Origin of the sequence: Citrobacter sp. wls716 (assembly GCF_005280975.1) — a bacterium.
In the GTDB taxonomy this organism is placed as follows: domain Bacteria; phylum Pseudomonadota; class Gammaproteobacteria; order Enterobacterales; family Enterobacteriaceae; genus Citrobacter; species Citrobacter youngae.
On the sequence record NZ_SZWX01000024.1, the window covers coordinates 90,486 to 115,209 of the forward strand.

The 24,724-nt window shown below is 51.6% G+C and carries 27 protein-coding genes and 1 other annotated feature; of the genes, 16 read left to right on the top strand and 11 right to left on the bottom strand.

From position 1 onward, the window contains the following. Positions 1-29 precede the first annotated feature (29 nt). From tcyP to hxpB, 4 genes are all read right to left on the bottom strand, one after another. Entirely contained in the window at positions 30-1,421 is a 1,392-nt protein-coding gene (gene tcyP / locus FDX24_RS06780; RefSeq protein ID WP_061067781.1) for a cystine/sulfocysteine:cation symporter, read from the bottom strand. A 135-nt stretch (positions 1,422-1,556) separates the two neighbouring features. Beyond that, positions 1,557-2,156: a metal-dependent hydrolase gene (locus FDX24_RS06785; RefSeq protein WP_086523651.1), complete on the bottom strand. Its 600-nt coding sequence runs from the start codon at positions 2,154-2,156 to the stop codon at positions 1,557-1,559. Positions 2,157-2,239: 83 nt separating this feature from the next. Further along, positions 2,240-3,001 (bottom strand): 2-dehydro-3-deoxy-D-gluconate 5-dehydrogenase KduD, encoded by a 762-nt coding sequence (kduD, locus tag FDX24_RS06790; RefSeq protein WP_137364038.1) that lies wholly within the window; start codon positions 2,999-3,001, stop codon positions 2,240-2,242. 147 nt (positions 3,002-3,148) lie between these two features. Further along, the gene (gene hxpB, locus FDX24_RS06795) at positions 3,149-3,817 is read right to left on the bottom strand and encodes a hexitol phosphatase HxpB (protein ID WP_137364039.1); all 669 of its coding nucleotides are present in this window, start codon (positions 3,815-3,817) and stop codon (positions 3,149-3,151) included. Positions 3,818-3,984: 167 nt separating this feature from the next. Between hxpB and FDX24_RS06800 the strand changes: the two genes are divergently transcribed. Then, the gene (locus tag FDX24_RS06800) at positions 3,985-4,521 is read left to right on the top strand and encodes a YniB family protein (RefSeq protein WP_137364040.1); all 537 of its coding nucleotides are present in this window, start codon (positions 3,985-3,987) and stop codon (positions 4,519-4,521) included. A 75-nt stretch (positions 4,522-4,596) separates the two neighbouring features. Here FDX24_RS06800 and FDX24_RS06805 read toward each other — a convergent pair whose 3' ends face one another. Beyond that, positions 4,597-5,457, bottom strand: coding sequence for a fructosamine kinase family protein (locus FDX24_RS06805; RefSeq protein WP_137364101.1), 861 nt, complete (start codon positions 5,455-5,457; stop codon positions 4,597-4,599). 269 nt (positions 5,458-5,726) lie between these two features. Beyond that, positions 5,727-6,656, bottom strand: a complete 930-nt coding sequence (gene pfkB, locus FDX24_RS06810; protein ID WP_061067786.1) for a 6-phosphofructokinase II — start codon at positions 6,654-6,656, stop codon at positions 5,727-5,729. Positions 6,657-6,943: 287 nt separating this feature from the next. Between pfkB and FDX24_RS06815 the strand changes: the two genes are divergently transcribed. Next, entirely contained in the window at positions 6,944-7,702 is a 759-nt protein-coding gene (locus tag FDX24_RS06815) for a YdiY family protein (protein ID WP_048211874.1), read from the top strand. A 165-nt stretch (positions 7,703-7,867) separates the two neighbouring features. Here the strand turns inward: FDX24_RS06815 and yniD are convergent, their stop codons facing one another. After that, positions 7,868-7,975, bottom strand: a complete 108-nt coding sequence (yniD, locus tag FDX24_RS06820) for a small membrane protein YniD (protein ID WP_003030590.1) — start codon at positions 7,973-7,975, stop codon at positions 7,868-7,870. Between the two features lie 303 nt (positions 7,976-8,278). Here yniD and thrS point away from each other — a divergent pair, with 303 nt between their 5' ends. The 14 genes from thrS (at position 8,279) to selO (ending at position 21,071) form a co-directional block, all read left to right on the top strand. Next, positions 8,279-10,207: a threonine--tRNA ligase gene (gene thrS, locus FDX24_RS06825; protein WP_040233697.1), complete on the top strand. Its 1,929-nt coding sequence runs from the start codon at positions 8,279-8,281 to the stop codon at positions 10,205-10,207. A gap of 3 nt (positions 10,208-10,210) precedes the next feature. Continuing rightward, positions 10,211-10,753 (top strand): translation initiation factor IF-3, encoded by a 543-nt coding sequence (gene infC / locus FDX24_RS06830; RefSeq protein ID WP_048997935.1) that lies wholly within the window; start codon positions 10,211-10,213, stop codon positions 10,751-10,753. 96 nt (positions 10,754-10,849) lie between these two features. Next, entirely contained in the window at positions 10,850-11,047 is a 198-nt protein-coding gene (gene rpmI, locus FDX24_RS06835) for a 50S ribosomal protein L35 (RefSeq protein ID WP_003030583.1), read from the top strand. Between the two features lie 55 nt (positions 11,048-11,102). Beyond that, positions 11,103-11,459: a 50S ribosomal protein L20 gene (gene rplT, locus FDX24_RS06840; protein ID WP_003030578.1), complete on the top strand. Its 357-nt coding sequence runs from the start codon at positions 11,103-11,105 to the stop codon at positions 11,457-11,459. 120 nt (positions 11,460-11,579) lie between these two features. Beyond that, positions 11,580-11,704: a sequence feature (Phe leader region), on the top strand. Further along, entirely contained in the window at positions 11,585-11,629 is a 45-nt protein-coding gene (gene pheM, locus FDX24_RS23420; protein ID WP_001386830.1) for a pheST operon leader peptide PheM, read from the top strand. (Overlaps the previous feature by 45 nt.) 124 nt (positions 11,705-11,828) lie before the next feature. Next, a complete protein-coding gene (gene pheS, locus FDX24_RS06850; RefSeq protein WP_003832580.1) occupies positions 11,829-12,812 on the top strand; it encodes a phenylalanine--tRNA ligase subunit alpha in 984 nt (327 codons plus the stop codon). Between the two features lie 15 nt (positions 12,813-12,827). After that, entirely contained in the window at positions 12,828-15,215 is a 2,388-nt protein-coding gene (gene pheT / locus FDX24_RS06855) for a phenylalanine--tRNA ligase subunit beta (RefSeq protein WP_137364041.1), read from the top strand. Between the two features lie 4 nt (positions 15,216-15,219). Beyond that, entirely contained in the window at positions 15,220-15,519 is a 300-nt protein-coding gene (gene ihfA / locus FDX24_RS06860; RefSeq protein ID WP_003030571.1) for an integration host factor subunit alpha, read from the top strand. Between the two features lie 120 nt (positions 15,520-15,639). Then, positions 15,640-16,620: a vitamin B12 ABC transporter permease BtuC gene (gene btuC / locus FDX24_RS06865; RefSeq protein ID WP_101741707.1), complete on the top strand. Its 981-nt coding sequence runs from the start codon at positions 15,640-15,642 to the stop codon at positions 16,618-16,620. Between the two features lie 74 nt (positions 16,621-16,694). Continuing rightward, a complete protein-coding gene (locus FDX24_RS06870) occupies positions 16,695-17,246 on the top strand; it encodes a glutathione peroxidase (RefSeq protein ID WP_048211871.1) in 552 nt (183 codons plus the stop codon). Next, positions 17,246-17,995, top strand: coding sequence for a vitamin B12 ABC transporter ATP-binding protein BtuD (btuD, locus tag FDX24_RS06875; RefSeq protein WP_061067788.1), 750 nt, complete (start codon positions 17,246-17,248; stop codon positions 17,993-17,995). Before FDX24_RS06870 ends, btuD begins: the two co-directional genes overlap by 1 nt. 77 nt (positions 17,996-18,072) lie before the next feature. Then, a complete protein-coding gene (locus FDX24_RS06880; protein ID WP_003832591.1) occupies positions 18,073-18,537 on the top strand; it encodes an NlpC/P60 family protein in 465 nt (154 codons plus the stop codon). Between the two features lie 316 nt (positions 18,538-18,853). Next, the gene (locus FDX24_RS06885; protein WP_061067789.1) at positions 18,854-19,564 is read left to right on the top strand and encodes an EAL domain-containing protein; all 711 of its coding nucleotides are present in this window, start codon (positions 18,854-18,856) and stop codon (positions 19,562-19,564) included. 64 nt (positions 19,565-19,628) lie between these two features. Then, the gene (selO, locus tag FDX24_RS06890; RefSeq protein WP_048211868.1) at positions 19,629-21,071 is read left to right on the top strand and encodes a protein adenylyltransferase SelO; all 1,443 of its coding nucleotides are present in this window, start codon (positions 19,629-19,631) and stop codon (positions 21,069-21,071) included. Here selO and FDX24_RS06895 read toward each other — a convergent pair. Genes FDX24_RS06895 through chuS form a run of 4 tightly spaced genes read right to left on the bottom strand, consistent with a single transcriptional unit; the run spans position 21,068 to position 24,681 of the window. After that, the gene (locus FDX24_RS06895) at positions 21,068-21,847 is read right to left on the bottom strand and encodes a heme ABC transporter ATP-binding protein (RefSeq protein ID WP_048211867.1); all 780 of its coding nucleotides are present in this window, start codon (positions 21,845-21,847) and stop codon (positions 21,068-21,070) included. The genes selO and FDX24_RS06895 overlap by 4 nt on opposite strands. Beyond that, the gene (locus tag FDX24_RS06900) at positions 21,840-22,832 is read right to left on the bottom strand and encodes an iron ABC transporter permease (protein ID WP_137364042.1); all 993 of its coding nucleotides are present in this window, start codon (positions 22,830-22,832) and stop codon (positions 21,840-21,842) included. The genes FDX24_RS06895 and FDX24_RS06900 overlap by 8 nt, the downstream gene beginning before the upstream one ends. Beyond that, positions 22,832-23,653, bottom strand: coding sequence for a hemin ABC transporter substrate-binding protein (locus FDX24_RS06905; RefSeq protein ID WP_061067791.1), 822 nt, complete (start codon positions 23,651-23,653; stop codon positions 22,832-22,834). Before FDX24_RS06905 ends, FDX24_RS06900 begins: the two co-directional genes overlap by 1 nt. Beyond that, positions 23,650-24,681, bottom strand: coding sequence for a hematinate-forming heme oxygenase ChuS (chuS, locus tag FDX24_RS06910; RefSeq protein WP_137364043.1), 1,032 nt, complete (start codon positions 24,679-24,681; stop codon positions 23,650-23,652). The genes FDX24_RS06905 and chuS overlap by 4 nt, the downstream gene beginning before the upstream one ends. Positions 24,682-24,724: the final 43 nt, after the last annotated feature.

A 24,724-nucleotide genomic window follows, 5' to 3' on the forward strand; every position in this document is an offset into this window, starting at 1 on the left:
GCGGTTTTTTGTTTTGCGCAGACAGGCTTTTAGCGATGCGCCAGTTCGGCGTGATCGTCGCTGTCCAGAATCGATTTATCGGTCTGTTTCAGCCATTGGCTGGTCAGCGTACCAGCGGTCATGGAACCGCTAACGTTCAATGCAGTACGCCCCATATCGATCAGCGGTTCAACTGAGATCAACAGAGCAACCAGTGTGACCGGCAGACCCATGGCAGGCAGTACGATCAGTGCCGCGAAGGTCGCGCCGCCGCCCACACCCGCAACTCCTGCTGAACTGACGGTCACGATACCCACCAGCGTGGCAATCCACATTGGGTCCAGCGGGTTAATGCCGACAGTTGGTGCCACCATCACGGCCAGCATCGCCGGATACAGACCCGCACAACCGTTTTGACCAATCGTTGCACCAAAAGAGGCGGCAAAGCTGGCGATGGACTCAGGGACGCCCAGACGGCGGGTTTGCGCTTCAACGTTCAGTGGAATAGAAGCGGCACTGGAACGGCTGGTGAAGGCGAAAGTCAGTACTGGCCAGACTTTGCGGAAGTATTTCAGTGGGCTAACGCCGTTAATACCCAGCAGGATGCCGTGTACGACGAACATAATGCCCAGGCCGAGATACGAAGCAACGACGAAGCTACCCAGCTTAATGATGTCCTGCAGGTTGGAACCGGCAACCACTTTGGTCATCAGCGCCAGAACACCATACGGCGTCAACTGCATCACCAGACGAACCAGCTTCATCACCCAGCTTTGCAGGGTATCGATAGCCGTTAATACGCGCTCGCCTTTTGGCGCATCATCTTTCAACAGCTTCAGTGCGGCAACACCGAGGAATGCAGCAAAGATGACCACGCTGATAATCGACGTCGGGTTAGCACCGGTCAGATCGGCAAACGGGTTTTTCGGGATAAACGACAGTACCAGCTGCGGAACGCTGAGGTCAGCCACTTTGCCAACATAGTTGGCTTCAATAGCGTTCAGACGTGCAGTCTCGGCACCACCTTGCACCAGGCCTTCGGCGGTCAGGCCGAACAGGTTGGTTACCAGAACCCCGACCAGTGCGGCAATCAGCGTAGTAAACAGCAGCGTGCCGATGGTCAGGAAGCTGATTTTACCTAACTGAGAGGCGTTGTGCAGACGCGCAACGGCGCTGAGAATAGACGCAAATACCAGCGGCATGACAATCATCTGCAGCAACTGGACATAACCGTTGCCGACAATGTTGAACCACTGTACGGAATCTTTAAGAACCTGGCTGTCGGAGCCATAAATGGTATGCAGGGCGAGACCAAACACCACGCCCATGACCAGACCGACCAGTACTTTTTTGGCCAGACTCCACTGTTTGTGGCGGGCTTGCGCCAGCACGAACAGCAGTACTACGAACACGATAATGTTCGCGATTAATGGAAAGTTCATCCCCGTTCTCCTGATCTTATTATGCGTATCACCATGCAATGGTGATTCTGTTGGCGCAAGATTAGCAGAACTGTGACTTGCCTCTTATATTCAAATGGAATTGTTTATACCTAAAATGACATTTTGGCCGATTTATTAGTCAACCTGGTGCGTTATAAAACGATTAAACTGCATTTGCAGCGTATTAATCATCTGTGATGACCAGCGTACCGCGCTGTTCTCTTGTACGGTCTGCGGCATCCAGATAGCCCAGGCAAACAGCGCCATGCACAGGAACCGTTCCAGTTGGTTGCCTTTTTGCGGCACGAGGATGGGCAGACGAAAACGCCAGCGGCAGGGCCAAAGCAGGGGAACGCCTGCCGGAGTCAGCATGTCAGCCAGAATGTGACTGAGATAACCGAGAACCATACCTTGTAAGGCATCGGCCGGGATTATCCAGCTATCCGGAACTTTCAGATAAAACGTGGCCAGCAGGGCAAAGACGGCCAGCAGGCTGTGAGTAAACCCGCGATGGCCAAATGCCCGGGCAATAGGCTTTGATATCCACTTCAGCCGCTGCCCGAGCAGGGATTTCGGGTGATCGATATCGGGTAGCAGGCAGGTTAAAATGGCCGAAGGTACAATATGCCACCAATCACCCTGAGCAAGAACGGGCGTCAGCTCGGCATTTTTGGCAAATACCGCACAGGCAATAGAAAAAAGAAGGTGGCCTTCCGCCGTCATGATAAAACCCAATGAACTGTCAATTCATACAGTATAGGGGTTTTATACAGTAGGCGGAAGAGGTGACGTTGTAACCCTTTGTCACAAATGCACGATTAACGCGCCAACCAACCGCCGTCCACGGCAAGCGTGTAACCATTGATATAGTCAGAAGCCTGGCTGGCGAGAAAAACGACCGGGCCTTGCAAGTCATCCGGTGTTCCCCAGCGCCCTGCGGGAATGCGATCGACAATTTGCTGATTACGCGTACTGTCTTCGCGCAGCTGCTGCGTATTGTTTGTCGCCATATAACCGGGTGCGATGGCATTGACATTAATTCCCTGAGCCGCCCACTCATTAGCCAGTAAGCGGGTGATTCCAGGCACGCCACTTTTTGATGCGGTGTAGGAAGGAACGCGGATTCCGCCCTGAAAAGAGAGCATTGAGGCAATGTTAATGATTTTTCCGCCGTTGCCCTGAACCAGAAACTGGCGCGCCACTGCCTGTGACAGGAAAAAAACGGATTTGAGATTCAGATTCATCACGTCATCCCAGTCTTTTTCACTAAAATCCAGCGCATCCTGACGACGTATGGTTCCCGCATTGTTGACCAGAATATCGACCCGGCCAAACGTGGCCACAGTTTGGGTCACTATGCCAGACAGCGCCTCTTGTTGGCTGAGGTCGGCCTGAATGGCCATAAAACGCCGACCGAGGGCGTTAATTTTCTCTGCGGTTTCATGTGGTATTTTACGATTCACGCCGACTACATCGCAGCCCGCTTCAGCCAGCGCCACTGCCATACCCTGCCCAAGGCCGGTGTCACATCCAGTGACGATGGCTACTTTACCTTCGAGACGAAAAGCTTCCTGAATCATGTTTACCTCAACTATTTATGTCATTAACGCTTGCTCTATAGGGCAAGGATAGGAGAGGTTAAACAGAAACACAATTAAAAGTGAAACGATGTTTTAAAAATAAAAAATCTGAGAGGGCGGGCAATACGATCATTGCCCGTTACAGGATTAGCCGCGCAGATGAACGGCAGTGAGTTCGGTGAGTGAGGTTAATTTGACATCGGCAAGAACGAAGCGAGGATCGTCCTGATTCTCATGCGCTGGTACGACGATGGAACGCATACGGGCGGCTTTTGAAGCAATCATGCCATTTACCGAGTCTTCCAGCGCAACGCAGTTTATAGGGTCAATGCCCAGTTTCGCCGCACAATCGAGGTAAACCTGCGGGTGCGGTTTGCTGTAAGGCAGTTTTTCTGCAGAAGCCAGCGCGTCGAAGTAGTTGCGCAGATCAAACATGGTCAGCACTTTTTCCAGCATATGCAGCGGCGAAGCGGATGCCAGTCCTACTTTGATTCCCTGAGATTTGCACAACGCCACGGCTTCACGCACACCCGGCAGCAGCGGTTTTGTTTCTTCCACTAACGCAATGGCCCGGGTGATGATGCGCTCGGTGACCTCCTGACGTGAGGGACCGTTCCACGGTTGCTGCGCAAACCAAAGATCAACAACCATATCGATACGTAAACCAAGCGTGTCGGGAAGTTCATGGCGGCGGGTGATATCTACGCCTAAACTTGCAATCACATCCAGTTCGGCCTGATCCCAAAGCGGTTCTGAATCGACCAGTAATCCATCCATATCGAAAATTGCAGCAAGAATTTGACGCGGGGTTGGCATCACAACCTCTCCTTTAGGGTGATAACAGGGATTAAGAGCCCACCAGAACGAGCTCTAAGCGTTCATTATGGCTAATTTGGCAGTATACCGCCTTTAAAGATCAGGCGAAAACGGTTATCAACGGGTAAACTTAGGCCAAAATGACACGTCTTTATCAAGGGGAACTCATGACGTATCAACAAGCTGGACGCATTGCTGTCTTGAAAAGGTTGCTGGGATGGGTGATTTTCATCCCGGCGCTGATTTCAACACTGGTTTCAGTACTGAAGTTTATGTACGCGCACAGCGAAAAGCAGGAAGGGATTAATGAGGTAATGCTCGATTTTGCCCACGTGATGATCGACATGATGCGGGTGAATACACCGTTTCTCAATCTGTTTTGGTATAACTCGCCGACACCGGATTTTCAGACCGGACTTAATCTTGTTTTTTGGTTGATTTTCATTCTGATATTCATCGGTCTGGCATTGCAGGACTCTGGCGCCAGAATGAGTCGTCAGGCGCGTTTTTTACGCGAGGGCGTTGAAGATCAGTTGATTCTGGAACAGGCAAAAGGCAGTGAAGGGTTATCGCGTGAGCAAATTGAGTCGCGTATTGTCGTGCCACATCATACGATCTTTTTACAAATCTTCCCGCTCTATATTTTGCCGGTGATTGTTATCGTGATCGGCTATTTCTTCTTTTCATTACTGGGATTTTTGTAAGTCCGATATTATCAGGCCTGGACTACGTGAAGCGTCAGGCCTGATAAGCAAAGCCGCCTTCGGGCTATTTATACGTTAAGCCGCCAGTAACCTTTCCATCGCTTTTTGCGCCACCACCAGGTGCTGCCCGCCAAACAGAATTGCCCGATTCAGCAACGTATACAACTGATAGATAGGCTGCCTGTCGAGAAAATCTAACGGTAGCGGCGAGACAGACTGGTAACCGTCATAAATCTGCGGCGGTTGATCGGTATGTAACGGCAACATTGCCAGATCGCACTCTCTGTCACCCCAGTAACAGGCGGGGTCAAAGATGTAGGGGCCATTCGGCCCGAGCGCACAGTTTGCCGACCACAAATCGCCGTGCAGGAGAGAAGGTTGTGGCTGATGGGAGGAGAGTCGTTGTTGAACATGATCGACAATGGCGTCAATATTGCCAAACGCAATGCCTTTTTCCGCCGCAAGTTCCAGTTGCCAGCCGATGCGTTGCTCGGCGAAGAAGGTTGACCAGCGACGCTGCCAGGCATTGGGTTGTGGCGTAGTGGAGAGTGCATTATCGAAGTCGAGGCCGAACTGTGGTTGATCGCTCCATTCATGCAAATGTGCAAGTTGTTGTCCGAGAATAAACGCGTTATGCGCATCAAGCGGACGGGGAGGGAGGAAATCCATCACCAGAAAGCTGTAATCTCTGTCTGCGCCTACTGCCCAGACTTTCGGTACAGATACAGTTTGACTGCGGGAAAGTAGCTCCAGCTGATCGGCTTCTGCCGTAAAGCCGGTTAACAGCTCTCTTACATCGCATTTGACGAAAAAATCTCTCCCCGCATAGCGTAAATGCCATGCGGCGTGAATCTCTCCGCCGGGCAGTTCATTACGGAGTTCGATTTCGCCTTCACCTAATTGCTCGCTTAAAAGACGACTGATAGCCTGCCACATGATGTCTCTCCCCATGTTGTCTGCCAGATCATAAGGTTAGCGCAAGAATGCGGTTAAAAAACACGAACTGACGCACACCACGGACGCGTCATCGCTGGAAAGGCACTTAATGTTTGTCGCTCTTCTTCACCCCGTACCGTTGTGGAGACGTCTGACTGCACATGATTCACTTCTTTGTAATCACGTGATTTTTTATCATAGTCGCATAACACCCATGCTGACAGTTTTACGCGAGAATCCCCTTTCTCTTCAAAAGAGGGACGGTGTCATTACTGAGTGAGATACGAATAAATTTTTTGCGTGTCGTCCAAAGAGCACAGGCGCGTACCCTGATTGAGCGTTGCTGCGCTACCTGCGGCGACGCCGTAACGGACAATATCCTCAAAAGGTGCATTCTCAGCCAGTTTAAGCGTCATGGCCCCGACCATGCTGTCGCCCGCGCCTACGGTGCTTTGACTTTTCACCGGCGGAGGGACGACCTGGACGCACGTTTCTTGATTGACGCCCAACGCCCCTTGTGGCCCAAGAGAGACCACAACGCGAAGCGCTTTCCCACTATGTACGATTTCCTGCGCGGCCTTGCGCACATCATCGGGTTGCGTGAGTTCGCGGTTTACCAGCGCACTCAGTTCTTTGAGGTTGGGTTTGACCAGTTCGATATTGCCGATGGCTAACGCCGCCGTCAGTGCTTCGCCTGAGCTGTCGACAATACAGCGGATCCCCTGTTTTTGTGCGGTAGTGATGAGCCGGGTCATTTTTTCTATTTGTACACCGGGCGGCAAACTGCCGCTAATGACCAGTATCGCACCCGATTCAATTTCCAGTACCTGATCCTGCAATTGGTAGAATTCGTCATCAGTCAGCGCTGCACCGGGCATGACAAAACGATACTGCTCGCCGCTGGATTCGACGTGGACATGGAGATTTTGTCGGGTCCAGTCTTTAGCCTCGATAGTCGAGACGGGAACATTTTCGTCGGCAAGTAAAGAAACTAAGTGCTCGCCGGTCGCACCACCGACCGGAAAGATGGCCGTTGCAGTTCCGCCAAGATGTGCAATGGCGCGGGCGACGTTGATGCCTCCGCCGCCAGGTTCAAAAACTGGTGAGGTACAGCGAAGTTTACCTTCGGGGTAGATTTGTGGAGTGGTTGTTGCGCTATCGAGAGAGGGCGCAAGTGTTAACGTATAGATACGTACCATCTTTACCTCCTGTTAGGCTGACCCCAGTCTGGCACTTAACGCCACGAAAGTGAAGTAATTAACAACATGATTTCTCGCAGCTTTATTTAAAATTCTCGTGCCAAAGATATATAAATAAAATAAAGGATTAGGAACGCTCTTATTCAAAAAATGAAATAAGAATTTATTGCTATGTTATTCGAGTCTTTTTATAATTTGTTACCTTTCAAGGGTCTTTTGTCATTGATCCACATGAAAGTTTCCGAGACCGTTATGGTCTCTTTTTTTGTTGTACGGACTCTTTATAAATGAAGCTTTTGAAGACAGTGCCCGCAGCAGTATTGCTGACGGGGTGCGTGTTTGCGTCAATGCATGCCGCCGCCGATGATTCCGTTTTTACTGTCATGGATGACCCTTCCAGCGCGAAAAAACCCTTTGAAGGTAACCTGAACGCGGGATATCTTGCCCAGTCAGGCAACACAAAAAGTTCTTCTTTAACCGCCGACACCACCATGACCTGGTATGGTCAATCTACGGCGTGGTCTCTGTGGGGAAATGCCAGCAACACCTCCTCAAATGATGAGCGTTCATCTGAGAAATATGCTGTAGGTGGTCGTAGTCGTTACAACATGACTGACTATGACTATCTCTTTGGCCAGGCCAGTTGGTTAACAGACCGTTATAACGGATACCGTGAGCGTGACGTGCTAACGGCCGGTTATGGTCGCCAGTTTCTTAATGGACCGGTACACAGTTTCCGCTTTGAATTCGGTCCTGGTGTACGTTATGACGAGCACACTGATGGCACCACTGAAACGCAACCGTTAGGTTATGCGTCCGGGGCTTATGCGTGGCAGATGACGGACAACACCAAGTTTACGCAGGGTGTGTCGGTATTTGGTGCAGATGATACAACGCTTAACTCTGAAACGGCCTTAAACGTTGCCATCAACGAACACTTTGGATTGAAGGTCGCGTACAACGTCACCTGGAACTCCGAACCGCCGGCAACCGCGCCGGAACATACCGATCGCCGCACGACGCTTTCGCTCGGCTATCGTATGTAATGACAAACCGGGCCAAATAATTGGCCCGGCTTTTATCTATTAACGTTAAGTTTATTTAAAAGTTAATCTGTGTTTTATTTTTAATGCTTATCGATAACTCGCTATTTTTCAGATGAATTCGATTTAATTGATAAATACAACGGAACCAGAAAAGCGGCCAGTATTTTAACCCCAGATCATTGCTGCCCAACGCAGCATCAGCATTGCCGCACAAATAACCAGCAGGATCACCACCATCTTCCAGTGTTTCTTCGCAAAGCGGTTTGTTGGCATTGTTTTTTCCTGCTCCGGTGAAATGACTTTCTACAAGTGTAACAAAGACGTCAGGGTGTCAGTGAATTGATTTACATCATAGAGTGCACGTTGATTGTTGCTTTGATCGCATCCTAATGCCGTGTACACTGTCAAACGGTGTTATCAAAAAACGGGCGTAGGTCCAGTGTTACCAGTCAGGTGACCTGTGACATATTTCGCAGAGTGAAGCGGGAATCAGCCCAGACCTTTTTGATAATTTTAAATATTGAATCTTTGTATGTGCTCTTACGTGTGGGGCACCACTGCAAATAAGGATATAACATGCCTGTTATTACTCTTCCTGATGGCAGCCAACGCCATTACGACCACGCTGTAAGCCCCATGGATGTTGCGCTGGACATCGGTCCAGGTCTGGCTAAAGCGACTATTGCTGGCCGTGTTAACGGTGAGCTGGTAGATGCTTCCGATCTGATTGAACATGATGCGAAACTCTCCATCATCACCGCGAAAGATGAAGAAGGTCTGGAGATCATTCGTCACTCTTGTGCGCACCTGTTAGGGCATGCGATCAAACAACTTTGGCCGAACACCAAAATGGCGATCGGACCGGTTGTTGACAACGGTTTTTACTACGATATCGATCTTGACCGTACGTTAACCCAGGAAGATGTCGACGCGCTCGAGAAGCGGATGCACGAGCTCGCTGAGAAAAACTACGATGTCATTAAGAAGAAAGTCAGCTGGTACGAAGCGCGCGAAACCTTCGTGAAGCGTGGCGAGACCTATAAAGTCTCTATTCTTGATGAAAACATCGCCCATGATGACAAGCCTGGCTTGTACCATCATGAAGAATATGTCGATATGTGCCGTGGCCCGCACGTGCCGAACATGCGTTTCTGCCATCACTTCAAACTGATGAAGACCGCAGGGGCATACTGGCGTGGCGACAGCAATAACAAGATGCTGCAGCGTATTTATGGTACTGCATGGGCCGATAAAAAAGCCCTGAATGCCTACCTGCAACGCCTGGAAGAAGCGGCCAAGCGAGACCACCGCAAAATTGGTAAGCAGCTTGACCTGTATCATATGCAGGAAGAAGCACCGGGTATGGTGTTCTGGCATAACGATGGCTGGACTATCTTCCGCGAGTTGGAAGTTTTTGTTCGCTCGAAACTGAAAGAATATCAGTACCAGGAAGTTAAAGGTCCGTTCATGATGGACCGTGTGCTGTGGGAAAAAACAGGTCACTGGGACAACTACAAAGATGCAATGTTCACGACCTCGTCTGAGAACCGTGAGTACTGCATTAAACCTATGAACTGCCCGGGCCACGTGCAGATCTTTAACCAGGGTCTGAAATCCTATCGCGATCTGCCGTTGCGTATGGCTGAATTTGGTAGCTGTCACCGTAACGAGCCGTCAGGTGCGCTGCACGGTCTGATGCGTGTACGTGGCTTTACTCAGGATGATGCACATATCTTCTGTACTGAAGAGCAGATTCGCGATGAAGTTAACGCCTGCATTCGTATGGTCTACGATATGTACAGCACCTTTGGCTTCGAGAAAATCGTCGTCAAACTGTCCACTCGCCCCGAAAAACGTATCGGTAGCGATGAAATGTGGGACCGTGCTGAAGCTGACCTGGCCGTTGCGCTGGAAGAAAACAACATCCCGTTTGAGTTCCAACTGGGTGAGGGCGCATTCTACGGTCCGAAAATTGAATTTACCCTGTATGACTGCCTCGATCGTGCATGGCAGTGCGGTACTGTACAGCTGGACTTCTCTCTGCCGTCCCGTTTAAGCGCCTCTTATGTTGGCGAAAACAACGAACGCCAGGTGCCGGTTATGATTCACCGCGCAATTCTTGGGTCGATGGAACGTTTCATTGGTATCCTGACCGAAGAGTTCGCTGGCTTCTTCCCGACCTGGCTTGCGCCGGTTCAGGTTGTGGTCATGAACATCACCGATTCTCAGTCTGAATACGTCAACGAATTAACGCAGAAACTACAAAATGCGGGTATTCGTGTAAAAGCAGACTTGAGAAATGAGAAGATAGGCTTTAAAATCCGCGAGCACACTTTACGTCGTGTCCCTTACATGTTGGTCTGTGGCGACAAAGAGGTAGAAGCAGGCAAAGTTGCCGTGCGCACCCGTCGTGGCAAAGACTTGGGCAGCCTGGACGTAAATGAAGTGATTGAGAAGCTGCAACAAGAGATTCGCAGCCGCAGTCTTCAACAACTGGAGGAATAAGGTATTAAAGGCGGAAAACGAGTTCAAACGGCACGTCCGAATCGTATCAATGGCGAGATTCGCGCCCTGGAAGTTCGCTTAACAGGTCTGGAAGGCGAAGCTTTGGGTATTGTGAGTCTGAGAGAAGCGATCGAAAAGGCTGAAGAAGCTGGAGTAGATTTAGTTGAAATCAGCCCTAACGCCGAACCGCCAGTTTGTCGTATTATGGACTACGGCAAGTTCCTTTATGAAAAGAGTAAGTCTTCTAAGGAACAGAAGAAAAAGCAAAAAGTTATCCAGGTTAAGGAAATTAAATTCCGTCCTGGCACCGACGATGGCGATTACCAGGTAAAACTCCGCAGCCTGGTACGCTTTCTGGAAGATGGCGATAAGGCTAAGATCACGCTGCGTTTTCGCGGTCGTGAGATGGCCCACCAACAGATCGGTATGGAAGTGCTCAACCGCGTCCGTGACGATCTGAGTGAACTGGCAGTAGTCGAATCCTTCCCTACGAAGATCGAAGGCCGCCAGATGATCATGGTGCTCGCTCCTAAGAAGAAACAGTAAGGCCTTCAAGTAGCAATGTCTGTGGAGCCTACGGGTTCCACAGCCGTTGTTCGCCTACGTTTCGTTTATTAACAATGCGAAGTGGAAGTTATTAAAATGCCAAAAATTAAGACCGTACGCGGTGCTGCTAAGCGTTTCAAAAAAACCGGTGGTGGTGGATTTAAGCGTAAGCACGCAAACCTGCGTCATATTCTGACCAAAAAATCTACTAAGCGTAAACGTCACCTGCGTCCAAAAGGCCTCGTGTCTAAAGGCGATCTGGGTCTGGTTATCGCGTGCCTGCCGTACGCATAAGCCGTTAACGTTTAATTCATTTTTTTACTAAGAATATAGAGACAGGAGAGCACATATGGCTCGCGTAAAACGTGGTGTAGTTGCCCGTGCACGTCACAAGAAAATTTTGAAACAAGCTAAAGGCTACTACGGTGCGCGTTCTCGCGTATACCGCGTTGCCTTCCAGGCTGTTATCAAAGCTGGTCAGTACGCTTATCGTGACCGTCGTCAGAAGAAGCGTCAGTTCCGTCAACTGTGGATTGCGCGTATCAACGCAGCAGCACGTCAGAACGGTATTTCTTACAGCAAATTCATCAACGGCCTGAAAAAAGCCTCTGTTGAAATCGACCGTAAGATCCTGGCTGACATCGCAGTATTCGACAAAGTAGCGTTCACCGCTCTGGTCGAAAAAGCGAAAGCAGCTCTGGCATAAGCCGGTGAAAAGAGGGAGCCTGGCTCCCTCTCTTTTATTTGTAGTGCAATCAATTAGTTGACAATTTATCCGTAAGCCTTTTCAATAAAGGTTGTCCGGTTTTTACCACACAAGGTAACGCAAGCATGAATGCTGCTATTTTCCGCTTCTTCTTTTACTTTAGCACCTGAAATCAGGAGGCTTGCGCGTGAAAGAAGAAACGGAAAACAGCGCCTAAAAGCCTCCCTGGTGGAGGCTTTTTTTATACGCGTCATCCTTCAAGTTGTCTCTGTATTGGCTGCATTCGCTCTTTTGCTGCGTTGATACAACTTGAATGATTTTGCGTATATACGAGCGACTAGTGAATATCGCAACATAACGAGGAAAACCATGTCACATCTCGCAGAGCTGGTTGCCAGTGCAACGGCCGCCATTAACCAGGCTTCAGATGTTGCCGCGTTAGACAATGTCCGCGTCGAATATTTGGGCAAGAAAGGGCACCTGACCCTTCAGATGACAACCCTGCGCGAGCTGCCACCGGAAGAGCGCCCGGCAGCAGGTGCGGTAATCAATGAAGCCAAAGAGCAGGTACAGCAAGCGCTGAACGCGCGTAAAGCCGAATTAGAAAGTGCCGCGCTGAACGCGCGCCTGGCTGAAGAAACTATCGATATCTCCCTGCCGGGACGCCGTATCGAAAATGGTGGACTCCACCCGGTAACGCGTACTATCGACCGTATTGAAAGTTTCTTCGGTGAGCTGGGCTTTACCGTGGCGACTGGTCCGGAAATCGAAGATGACTATCACAACTTCGATGCGCTGAACATTCCTGGCCATCACCCGGCGCGCGCTGACCACGACACTTTCTGGTTTGATGCAACGCGTCTGCTGCGCACACAGACTTCCGGCGTGCAGATCCGCACCATGAAGGAAAAACAGCCGCCGATCCGTATTATCGCCCCGGGCCGCGTTTATCGTAACGACTACGATCAGACGCACACCCCGATGTTCCATCAGATGGAAGGCCTGATCGTTGATACCAATATCAACTTCACCAACCTGAAAGGTACGCTGCACGATTTCCTGCGCAACTTCTTTGAGGAAGACCTGCAGGTTCGTTTCCGTCCTTCTTACTTCCCGTTCACTGAACCTTCTGCGGAAGTTGACGTCATGGGCAAAAACGGAAAATGGCTGGAAGTACTGGGCTGCGGAATGGTTCACCCGAACGTGCTGCGTAACGTCGGTATCGATCCAGAAATCTACTCCGGTTTTGCCTTCGGAATGGGGATGGAGCGTCTGACCATGCTGCGTTATGGCGTTACCGATCTGCGTTCTTTCTTCGAAAACGATCTGCGTTTCCTCAAACAGTTTAAATAAAGGCAGGGTAATACAATGAAATTCAGTGAACTGTGGTTACGCGAATGGGTAAACCCGGCGATTGATAGCGATGCGCTGTCAAACCAAATCACGATGGCGGGTCTGGAAGTTGACGGTGTGGAACCTGTTTCCGGCGCGTTCAACGGCGTTGTGGTGGGCGAAGTGGTTGAGTGCGCTCAGCACCCGAACGCTGACAAACTGCGTGTCACCAAAGTGAATGTAGGCGGCGACCGTCTGCTGGATATCGTCTGCGGTGCGCCAAACTGCCGTCAGGGGCTGAAAGTGGCCGTGGCAACCGTGGGTGCCGTTCTGCCGGGCGATTTCAAAATCAAAGCCGCAAAACTGCGCGGTGAGCCGTCTGAAGGTATGCTGTGCTCATTCTCTGAGCTGGGTATTTCCGACGATCATAACGGGATTATCGAACTGCCTGCCGATGCGCCAATTGGAACCGATATCCGTGAATACCTGAAGCTTGACGACAACACTATCGAAATTAGCGTCACGCCGAACCGCGCCGACTGCTTAGGCATTATCGGTGTCGCACGTGATGTTGCTGTGCTGAACAAAGCTCCGCTGGTTGAGCCGGAAATCGCGCCTGTAGTGGCAACCATTAGCGACGTCCTGCCGATTCAGGTCGAAGCCGTAGAAGCCTGCCCTCGCTATCTGGGCCGCGTGGTTAAAGGCATCAATGTTAAAGCGCCGACACCGCTGTGGATGAAAGAAAAACTGCGTCGTTGCGGTATTCGTTCAATCGATGCCGTGGTTGACGTGACTAACTATGTGCTGCTCGAACTGGGCCAGCCGATGCACGCATTCGACAAAGACCGCATTGAAGGCGGAATTGTTGTCCGTATGGCAAAAGAGGGTGAAACCCTGGTATTGCTGGATGGCAGCGAAGCGAAGCTGAATGCGGATACGCTGGTGATTGCGGACCATAACAAAGCGCTGGCGATGGGCGGCATCTTTGGTGGCGAACATTCCGGCGTGAATGATGAAACGCAAAACGTCCTGCTGGAATGTGCATTCTTCAGCCCGCTGTCTATTACCGGTCGCGCACGTCGTCACGGTCTGCACACCGATGCTTCTCACCGCTATGAGCGTGGTGTTGATCCGGCTCTGCAACATAAGGCCATGGAACGTGCAACGCGCCTGTTGATCGATATCTGTGGTGGCGAAGCGGGTCCAGTCATTGACGTGACGAACGAAGACACGCTGCCAAAACGCGCAACCATTACGCTTCGTCGTAGCAAACTGGATCGTCTGATCGGACACCATATTGCGGATGAGCAGGTGAGCGACATTCTGCGTCGTCTGGGTTGTGACGTGACGGAAGGGCAGGATGAGTGGAAGGCTGTCGCGCCGAGCTGGCGTTTCGATATGGAAATCGAAGAAGACCTGGTCGAAGAAGTCGCCCGCGTATACGGCTACGACAATATCCCGAATACCCCAATTCAGGCAGGACTTATCATGGGTGAGCATCGAGAAGCGGATTTATCGCTGAAACGTGTAAAAACCATGCTGAATGACAAAGGCTACCAGGAAGTTATTACCTACAGCTTCGTCGACCCGAAAGTCCAGTCGCTGCTGCATCCGGGTGAAGAAGCGCTGCTGCTGCCAAGCCCAATCTCTATCGATATGTCAGCAATGCGTCTGTCTCTGTGGACCGGTTTGCTGTCCACGGTGGTTTATAACCAAAACCGTCAGCAAAACCGTGTGCGTATTTTTGAAACAGGTTTGCGTTTTGTACCGGATACGCAGGCTAACCTCGGGATCCGTCAGGATCTGATGCTGGCGGGCGTGATCTGCGGCAACCGTCATGATGAACACTGGAATCTGGCGAAAGAGACGGTTGATTTCTATGATCTGAAGGGCGATCTGGAAGCGGTTCTCGACCTGACAGGCAAACTGGCGGACATCCAGTTCAAAGCTGAAGCGAATCCAGCCCTGCATCCGGGTCAGTCTGCGGCGATTTATCTGAAAGGTGAACGTATTGGTTTCATTGGGGTTGTTCATCCTGAGCTGGAACGTAAACTGGATCTGAACGGTCGCACTCTGGTGTTCGAACTGGAGTGGAATAAGCTCGCAGACCGCGTGGTGCCTCAGGCGCGTGAAGTTTCTCGCTTCCCGGCGAACCGCCGTGACATCGCCGTTGTTGTGGCAGAAAACGTTCCCGCAGCGGATATTTTATCCGAATGTAAGAAAGTTGGCGTAAATCAGGTAGTTGGCGTAAACTTGTTTGACGTGTACCGCGGTAAGGGTGTTGCGGAGGGTTATAAGAGCCTCGCTATCAGCCTGATCCTTCAGGATACCAGCCGTACACTTGAAGAAGAGGAGATTGCCGCTACCGTCGCCAAATGTGTAGAGGCATTAAAAGAGCGATTCCAGGCATCATTGAGGGATTGAACCTATGGCGCTTACAAAAGCTGAAATGTCAGAATATCTGTTTGATAAGCTTGGGCTTAGCAAGCGGGATGCCAAAGAACTGGTCGAGCTGTTTTTCGAAGAGATCCGTCGTGCTCTGGAAAACGGTGAGCAGGTAAAACTCTCTGGTTTTGGTAACTTCGATCTGCGTGATAAGAATCAACGTCCGGGACGTAACCCGAAAACGGGCGAAGATATTCCCATTACAGCACGGCGCGTGGTGACCTTCAGACCCGGGCAGAAGTTAAAAAGCCGGGTTGAAAACGCAACGCCCAAAGAAGAGTGATTTAACGATACGCAAAGTATGACGCGTATAACTAAAAAGGCCGCTATGCGGCCTTTTTCCTTTTCACTACTGAATCAGCACCGTAGAATCTCCCCATCTTTTTTCAGCAGAATGGAAAACATGCTGACTTTCGCCCACCAACAGCAGCGACGAAACGTGCGCTGGATACTGTCTCTGTCAGTGCTGATGCTGCTGGCAACCATGATAAGTTTATGCGCTGGAGAACAGTGGATTGCTCCCGGCGATTGGTTTAGCGCTCGCGGCGATCTGTTCGTCTGGCAAATTCGACTGCCCCGTACACTTGCCGTATTGCTGGTAGGCGCCGCACTGGCCCTGGCTGGCGCGGTGATGCAGGCGCTGTTTGAAAACCCGCTCGCGGAGCCTGGTTTACTCGGCGTGTCTAATGGCGCGGGGGTAGGGCTTATTGCGGCTGTGCTGTTGGGGCAAGGGCGATTGCCCGGCTGGGCATTGGGCCTATGCGCCATTGCTGGCGCGCTGATTATCACCCTCATTCTTCTTCGTTTTGCCCGCCGACATTTATCGACCAGTCGTTTGCTGTTGGCCGGCGTGGCGCTGGGGATTATCTGCAGCGCGCTGATGACCTGGGCTATCTATTTTTCCACCTCTTTTGATCTTCGACAGTTGATGTACTGGATGATGGGGGGCTTCGGCGGCGTAGACTGGCATCAGGCCTGGCTCATGGTGGCATTGATTCCGGTGCTGGTGTGGATCTGCTGTCAGTCGCAGCCGATGAATATGCTGGCGCTGGGGGAAACCTCCGCGCGCCAGCTGGGGCTGCCTTTATGGTTCTGGCGCAACTTGCTGGTGGTTGCCACGGGATGGATGGTTGGCGTGAGCGTGGCGCTGGCAGGGGCAATTGGTTTTATCGGGCTGGTAATCCCTCATATTCTGCGACTGTGTGGATTAACCGATCACCGCGTTTTACTCCCTGGGTGTGCGCTGGCGGGGGCAATTGCACTACTGTTTGCTGATGTTGTCGCACGTCTGGTACTGGCATCGGCTGAATTACCCATTGGCGTGGTGACGGCCACGATGGGCGCACCGGTATTTATCTGGTTATTGTTAAAAGCTGCGCGCTAGAAAGCGCAGGTTCGGTCTATGCTTAAAAGCTGAACAGGGTCATCCCACTATTCACCTGTTGTTCTGGAGATGCTATGCAAAACACGCTTTTTAATACGGAAGTGACAACCATCGACGGCGAGGCGACCTCATTGCAGGCGTATGCCGGAAATGTACTGTTAATCGTCAACGTAGCCTCAAAATGTGGGTTAACGCCGCAGTATGAGCAACTGGAAAACCTGCAGAAAACCTGGCATGGGCAGGGTTTCACCGTTCTGGGATTCCCCTGCAACCAGTTTCTGGGGCAGGAGCCCGGCAGTGAAGACGAGATTAAGACGTATTGCAGCACAACCTGGGGCGTTACCTTCCCGATGTTCAGTAAGATTGATGTCAATGGCGAAGCCCGCCATCCGTTGTATCAGAAGCTGATTGATGCGGCACCCACTGCGGTTGCACCTGCAGATAGCGGATTTTATGCGCGTATGGCGAGTAAAGGCCGGGCACCGCTCTACCCGGACGATATTCTGTGGAACTTCGAGAAGTTCTTAGTCGGTCGGGATGGACAGGTGCTGCAGCGTTATTCACCTGATATGACGCCTGAGGACCCGGTTCTTGTACACGCTATAAAGACTGCATTGGCCAACTAATGTCCCGATTAATGCTGCTACAGGATGTTGCGGAATCGACCCGACTCGGCCCGCTATCTGGTGAAATTAAAGCAGGAGAGATCCTGCATTTAGTGGGCCCCAACGGCGCGGGGAAAAGTACGTTGTTGGCGCGAATGGCGGGGCTGACGACCGGAGAGGGGTGCATCACCTTTGGTGATACACCGCTCGGTGATTGGCCGGCAGCGAAGCTGGCGCAATATCGTGCTTATCTTGCGCAACAGCAAAATCCGCCTTTTGCGATGCCGGTCTGGCATTTTCTGACGCTGCATCAGCCTGATAAAGCGCGAACAGACCTGCTGCAGGAGGTGGCTGATGCGCTTGGGCTGGGAGATAAACTAGGACGTGGTGTTAATCAGCTTTCAGGGGGGGAATGGCAACGTGTGCGTCTGGCGGCCGTCATCCTGCAAATGAGCCCCCAGTCTAATCCGCATGGGCAACTTTTGTTGCTGGATGAGCCGATGAATAGCCTGGACGTGGCGCAACAAAACGCGCTGGACAGATTGTTGAGCCAGCTGTGTCTGCAGGGAATCGCCATTGTGATGAGCAGTCATGATCTTAACCATACGCTACGCCATGCGCACAAGGCGTGGTTGCTCAAGCGCGGAAAGCTGCTGGCGAGCGGTGCGCGTGATGTGGTGCTAACGCCAGCCAATCTGTCGTTAGCCTACGGTGTAAATTTCCGTCGCCTGGATATTGAAGGCCACAGAATGCTCATATCAACCACTTAAGTTAAATGGGTTCTTGAAAATCACATAATTTCCACGCTAAATTGACACAAAAATAAAAATCAGAGGATTCGTCCTGAATGCGCTTTTGGCTCCTTTTCATCACAGCATTGTTTTTGGCGGGGTGCAGCAGCCATCGTGCTCCTGCGCCAAATGCCCGACTGTCGGACTCTATCGCCGTTATCGCAGGTCTTAACGATCAGTTGCAAACCTGGCATGGTACTCCCTATCGCTATGGCGGCATGAGCCGTAGCGGGGTGGATTGTTCGGGATTTGTGTTGATGACAATGCGTGACAAATTCGATCTGCAACTCCCGCGCGACACGCGTACGCAATCAAAGATTGGTACTGAGATCGATAAAGATGATTTGCTACCCGGCGATCTGGTTTTCTTTAAAACGGGTTCCGGTGAAAGTGGTCTGCATGTCGGGATTTACGATACCAATAATCAATTTATCCATGCTTCAACCAGTCGCGGAGTGATGCGTTCTTCGCTGGATAACGTCTACTGGCGTAAAAACTTTTGGCAGGCGCGCCGAATTTAATCATTGCGGGTGACGAGATCGGCTCGCGGCTTTCTCGTCATCCGCATTTTAAATGTCAACTTTCACTTCTGCTGTTTGTCGGTCTATAACCCTGAACATTAAGAGCGTATCTTGCTAAAAATATGATTTATCCCGAGATATTAAAAAGTGCAAGGCTGGATATTCGTTTATAATCAGGATAAGCTAAAAAAAAAGGATTCGATTTACTGGCTAAAAAGGGAAAAATGAAAGGGCCTCAATTTGTATCAGCAGCAACGTATTTTTCCATCCTTTGCTACAGGATGCCGGATTACACCCATGCAGAGGGGCTGGCACAATGATTGTTTCACTGGATTATCTTTATCATTCAGAGTTCTCTTTTCTTCCTGCACGAAGTGAAAAAGGTGACCTTGAGTTCGTCGATATTGTTACAAACTTTGTCAGCCCGGATGGCGACGTACACATGCCAACAGAGCTGGTTATGCCCCGGATGTCAGACGACGAGCAATGCCGCTTATTTGCCGAGAAGTTGGAATTAATCGAAACGTGCCAACACTTTTTTATTCAACGCAAAATTCCGGCCTGGATTAATTTAACGCCAGCGGTCGCTAATATTTTATTATCAGACGCTGAATATGCTTCACGTGTTGAACGATTTTCATTTATTGAACTGACGATTAATGAAAGTTATCCAGAGTTAAACAGTGGCAAAGAAAATCCCACGCTGGCGGCTCTGGCTGCGCGATTCCCATTAATACTGACAAACTACGGTGCCGGGGGCATATCCACGCGGGCAATTTTTGATGGTCTTTTCAAACGGGTCGTGCTGGATAAAAACTTTGTTCAACAACGGATTACACATATTTCGTTTGAGCCGTTTATGCGGGCTATTCTGGCGCAATTATCTCCCTGCTGCGAATCAATCATCATTAGCGGTATTGATACACAAGAGATGCTGACGCGGGTATTACCTTTGGGATTCAGCGCGATGCAAGGGGGACTGTGGCCGGCGGTATCACCGGCAAAAATTATTTCACTGGTAAAATGATAACCCTTTTATTTGCTGGTGTTTAACAGGCTATTAACAGTCTACACTAGAGACAGGAGGCCCTATGACCCTGTCTTTTACTACTCGCTGGCGTGATGAATTACCAGCAACCTATACCGCTCTTTCGCCCACCCCCCTGAAAAACGCGCGCATCATCTGGCATAACGATGCTCTGGCTGCGCAATTGGGTATTCCAGCTGCGTTGTTTGATGTTTCTGATGGGGCAGGTGTATGGGGGGGCGAATCGCTATTACCTGGGATGTCGCCTTTGGCGCAAGTTTATAGCGGGCATCAGTTCGGTGTCTGGGCTGGGCAGCTTGGCGATGGCCGCGGGATCCTGCTGGGCGAACAACAACTTGCGGATGGTTCAACATTTGACTGGCATCTGAAAGGCGCTGGATTAACGCCTTATTCCCGCATGGGGGATGGGCGCGCTGTGCTGCGCTCGACGATTAGAGAGAGCCTGGCCAGTGAAGCCATGCATTATTTGGGGATACCTACAACCCGGGCCTTGTCGATTGTCACCAGCGAGACTCCGGTGCAGCGAGAGACCACTGAAGCAGGCGCGATGCTCATTCGCGTGGCACAAAGCCATATGCGTTTTGGCCATTTTGAGCACTTTTATTATCGTCGTGAACCGGAAAAAGTACGTCAGCTTGCTGACTTTGCGATCCGTCATTACTGGCCACAATGGCAGGAAGAGGCAAATAAGTATCAGTTGTGGTTTACGGATGTTGTTACGCGTACCGCGACGTTAATGGCCGACTGGCAAGCCGTAGGCTTTGCGCATGGGGTGATGAACACGGACAACATGTCGATTCTTGGTCTGACGATGGATTATGGTCCCTTCGGTTTCCTTGATGATTACGTGCCAGATTTTGTCTGCAACCACTCCGATCATCAGGGGCGCTATAGTTTTGATAATCAGCCTGCTGCAGCTTTGTGGAACCTACAACGTCTGGCGCAGACGCTGTCGCCATTCATCCCGGTTGATGTGCTCAATGATGCGCTGGACGGTTATCAACTGGCCTTGCTAACCCGCTATGGGCAACGAATGCGGCAAAAACTGGGTTTCTTTAGTGAGCAGAAAAACGATAACGAAATCCTTAGCGAACTGTTTAGCCTGATGGCGCGGGAAGGTAGCGACTATACGCGAACGTTCCGCATGCTCAGCCAAACTGAGCAACACAGCACCTTGTCCCCACTGCGCGATGAGTTTATTGACCGTGCGGCATTTGACGACTGGTTCACTCGTTACCGCACGCGCCTGCAACAAGACAATGTGGCTGACGTTGTCAGACAAGCGCAGATGAAGACGGAGAATCCGGCTATGGTGCTACGTAACTGGCTGGCACAGCGGGCAATTAGCCAGGCAGAGCAGGGTGATTATACCGAACTACATCGGTTACACGCTGCGTTACGTACGCCGTTTATCGATCGGGATGATGATTATATCAGCCGTCCACCTGACTGGGGCAAACGGCTGGAGGTGAGCTGTTCGAGCTAAGGCGCGAGAAAAACTTGTGGGGATGCGTTGGCCGGGTGTTGGCCAACGTGAACCTGAGCACCGTACCAGCGTATCAGATCATCAGCCTGTAACACGGCGTCGGGCGTCCCTTGAGACACAATGCTTCCTTGATGGAGCAGTATGATCCGGTCAGCCCACAGTGCTGCCAGATTGAGATCGTGAAGGATGATGCAAACATGCAATTCTCCTGAAGCGGTGAGTGTCTTTAGTAATCTCAGCAGATGTTGCTGATGGTACAGATCTAACGCTGACGTCGGTTCGTCGAGAAATAGCCAACCGCGAGGTCCGGCGTTGCACCACAATTGTGCCAGCGCACGGGCTAACTGAACGCGTTGTTGTTCGCCACCGGAAAGCGCGGCGTATTGCTTGCCCGCCAACGGTGTGCAGCCGGTGACTGCCATTACCTGTGCGATAAGCTCGTGCTCGGGATGTTGGGACCAGGGGGCACGGCCCATCGCGATAACGGCTTCTGTCTGCCAGTCAAAACCTACCTGCGTTTGCTGACGCATAACCGCGCGATGGCGTGACAGCGACTGCGTACTCCAGTCAGCCAGTGATTTGCCATCTAACAAACAGCGTCCGGCAGTCGGTTTAAGAAAGCCGGTCAACAGACGTAGCAGGGTGGATTTTCCCGCACCATTCGGCCCGATTAACGCGACCAGTTCACCTTTAGCGAGTTTGAGCGATACGTCGTCAATTACTGAGCGATAAGCAAGGCGATAGTGAAGTCCTTCGGCAATAAAATGTTCAGCCATGCGCTCCTCGCTGACGAAAAATAAGCCATAAAAACCACGGTGCGCCGAGAAGACTGGTCAACAGACCGACCGGCATTTCCGCAGGCGCAACTGCGGTGCGGGAGAGAGTATCGGCAATCAGTAGTAAAAATGCGCCAGCCAGAACGGAACCGGGGATCACGGCCCGATGGTCTGATCCGAGCCACATACGCATTAAATGCGGAACAACCAAACCGATGAACCCAATGACTCCGCTGACCGCTACAGCAGCGGCCACGAGTAATGCGCTGCATAACAACAAAATACGTTGGATCATCCGAACATCAACGCCGAGATAATGCGCCTCCTCCTCACCCAGTTGTAGCAGGTTCAGCGCCGGAGCCAGACGCCAGATGATCAGCACCGTCGGGATAGTCAGTGACGTGACAGCCAGTAGCGTGGACCACTGCGCGGCTCCCAGACTTCCCATCCCCCACAACGACAACTGGCGCAATTGCGCATCATTACTGACCCACGACAAAACGCCAACCGCCGCCCCGCAGAGTGCGTTGATGGCAATTCCGACCAACAACAGACGCGATAGCGAACCGTCACGCTGTTGGCTGAGGATAAAAATCACCACGGTAGCAGCCAGTGCACCGAGAAATGCCGCCATCATTGGCGCATACAGCATGAGTAACGCGGGTAATGAGACCGGTAACACCACCCACAGGGCGACGGCGCAGGCCGCACCGCTGCTAATACCCAGTAGCCCTGGATCGGCAAGCGGGTTGCGAAACAATCCCTGCATGACGCAACCTGCCAGTGCCAGTGAGCCGCCAATCACCAGCGCCAGCAGAACGCGCGGTAGCCGAATGGTGAGCCAGATTTGACGCAAAGCATCATCTCCGTCCTGCCAGAGCAGGCTTACCGGCAGACGCAACGCGCCAAAACCGGTCGCCACTATCGTCATTACACCCAGCATAAAGGCCAGCGTCCATAACGAGCAGGTGATTCGTCGGGCCATCAGGGCAATTGCTCCGCTTTGGCGCGTAGCTGCAAAATGGCCTGTGGCGTGCGAACGCTGAAGCCCAGTAATGCCATATCATCAATCTGCAGTACCTGCTTATTGCGTCCGGCAGGCGTTTGCGCAAGTCCCGGTAGCGCCCACAGGTTATCTTCGCCACCCATCGCCTTAACGCCGTCCTGCGAAATCACCACCAGATCGGGCTGGCTGGCAATGACGCCTTCTTGTGATAACGGCTGGTAACGGCTAAAACCCTGCATTGCGTTACGTAAGCCGGCTGCGCGAATAGCGGCATCAGCCCCCGTATCCTGTCCTGCAGCCATTGCGGTCATTCCACCATGATTGAGAATAAACAGAACGCGTTTATCAAGCTTTGTGGCGGGTAATGCCGCGAGTTCCTGGCGTAATGTGTTGCGCAGGGCTTCGCCTTTAGCCTCCTGGTGTGTCGCCTGCGCAATGACCTGCACTTTCTCATCAATCACGCTAAGCGTATTACTGGCAGGGACCGTGACAACCCTGACGTTGCTGTGTTCGACCTGCTTCAGGGCCAGAGAAGGCTGCGCTTGTGCGCTGGCTAGCACCAGAGTAGGGCGGGTAGCCAGGATACCTTCGGCGTTGAGCTGACGTAAATAGCCTACATCGGGTAATTGGGTCGCTTCCTGTGGCCACTGACTGGTGCTGTCACGTGCCACGAGGGATGATTGCGCATCCAGCGCATACACAATTTCGGTGACGTCGCCACCGAGAGCCACAACGCGTTCTTCGTCAGCAGCCAGCGCTGCGATGGGCAGCAGCGCAATCAGGACCAGCAGTTTTTTCATGCGGCCAGTCCTTTTGGCGTTAAGGCATCGATCTGCGCTCGCCATTGTGTTTGCTCTGGTTCCCCTTCCGTACGCTGTCCATAAAGCTGGGCAATTTGCGTGCCATCGGCAGCAAACAGTTCCAGACTGGTGACGTGGCCATCGGCGGTCGGTTTGCGCGTTACCCACGTTTCGGCTACACACTCTTCCAGCAGATGCAGGGTAAAGGTCGGGTTGAAAATATTCAGCCAGCCTTTCATCGGCACCAGTTTTTCTATTACGCCGGTAAAAATCTGTACGCAGCCGCGATTACCCACGAAAACCATAATTTCATTGCCATCCTGGCGCGCGGTATCAAGTAACTGCGCCAGTGCGCTATTAGAAACTTTACAGGCCAGATCGTCGCCCACCAGATTAAATGCCTGTTGACGGGTGAGATCGTGGCGTTTCAGCAGACCGAAGAACTGATGTACATCGGTCATCGCTCGCCACTCTTGATCAACAGTCTGCGCATCGACCGTGATGACGGCTGGCGCAGAAGTGTTGGCAGGTTGCAGTACCAGTGGCGGGTTTTCAGCGAAGATGAAACGGGTCAGCAACGCAGCCCATTCCTCAACGAGGGTATTCTGTGTGGCATAGACTTTCAGCAGCGCATCCCCCTGATGGTCAAAGAACTGAATGCTCTGACGCTCGCCGTGGGCGGTGGTCTCACTGATATGAAAAGCGCTTGCCCACTGATTAAGGAACAGGCGCAGGTCGAGGGCGCGCGGATTAAGAACCAGTCCGGCATGACCGTTCAGGTGTTGATTGGTAAAAGCGCCAACCTGTTCATGCACCGCATATTCGTTGCGGCAAATGCATTTGGTTTCACCTACGGCTTCCAGTGCGCTGAGGATTTCGCGGACTTCGCCACGTAAGCGCCAGGCATCATGGCCGACGCGCGCAAAGGTCAGTTCGGCTTCGCTAATATTCATCAACCCTGCAATGTCACGTGCGTATTTACCGGGATTTTCTTTCTTCAGTTCCAGCCAGCGTGTGTAATGATTCATTGTCTCTTCCTTCCAGATTGCTACCCCGGCGAACCGGGGAAAA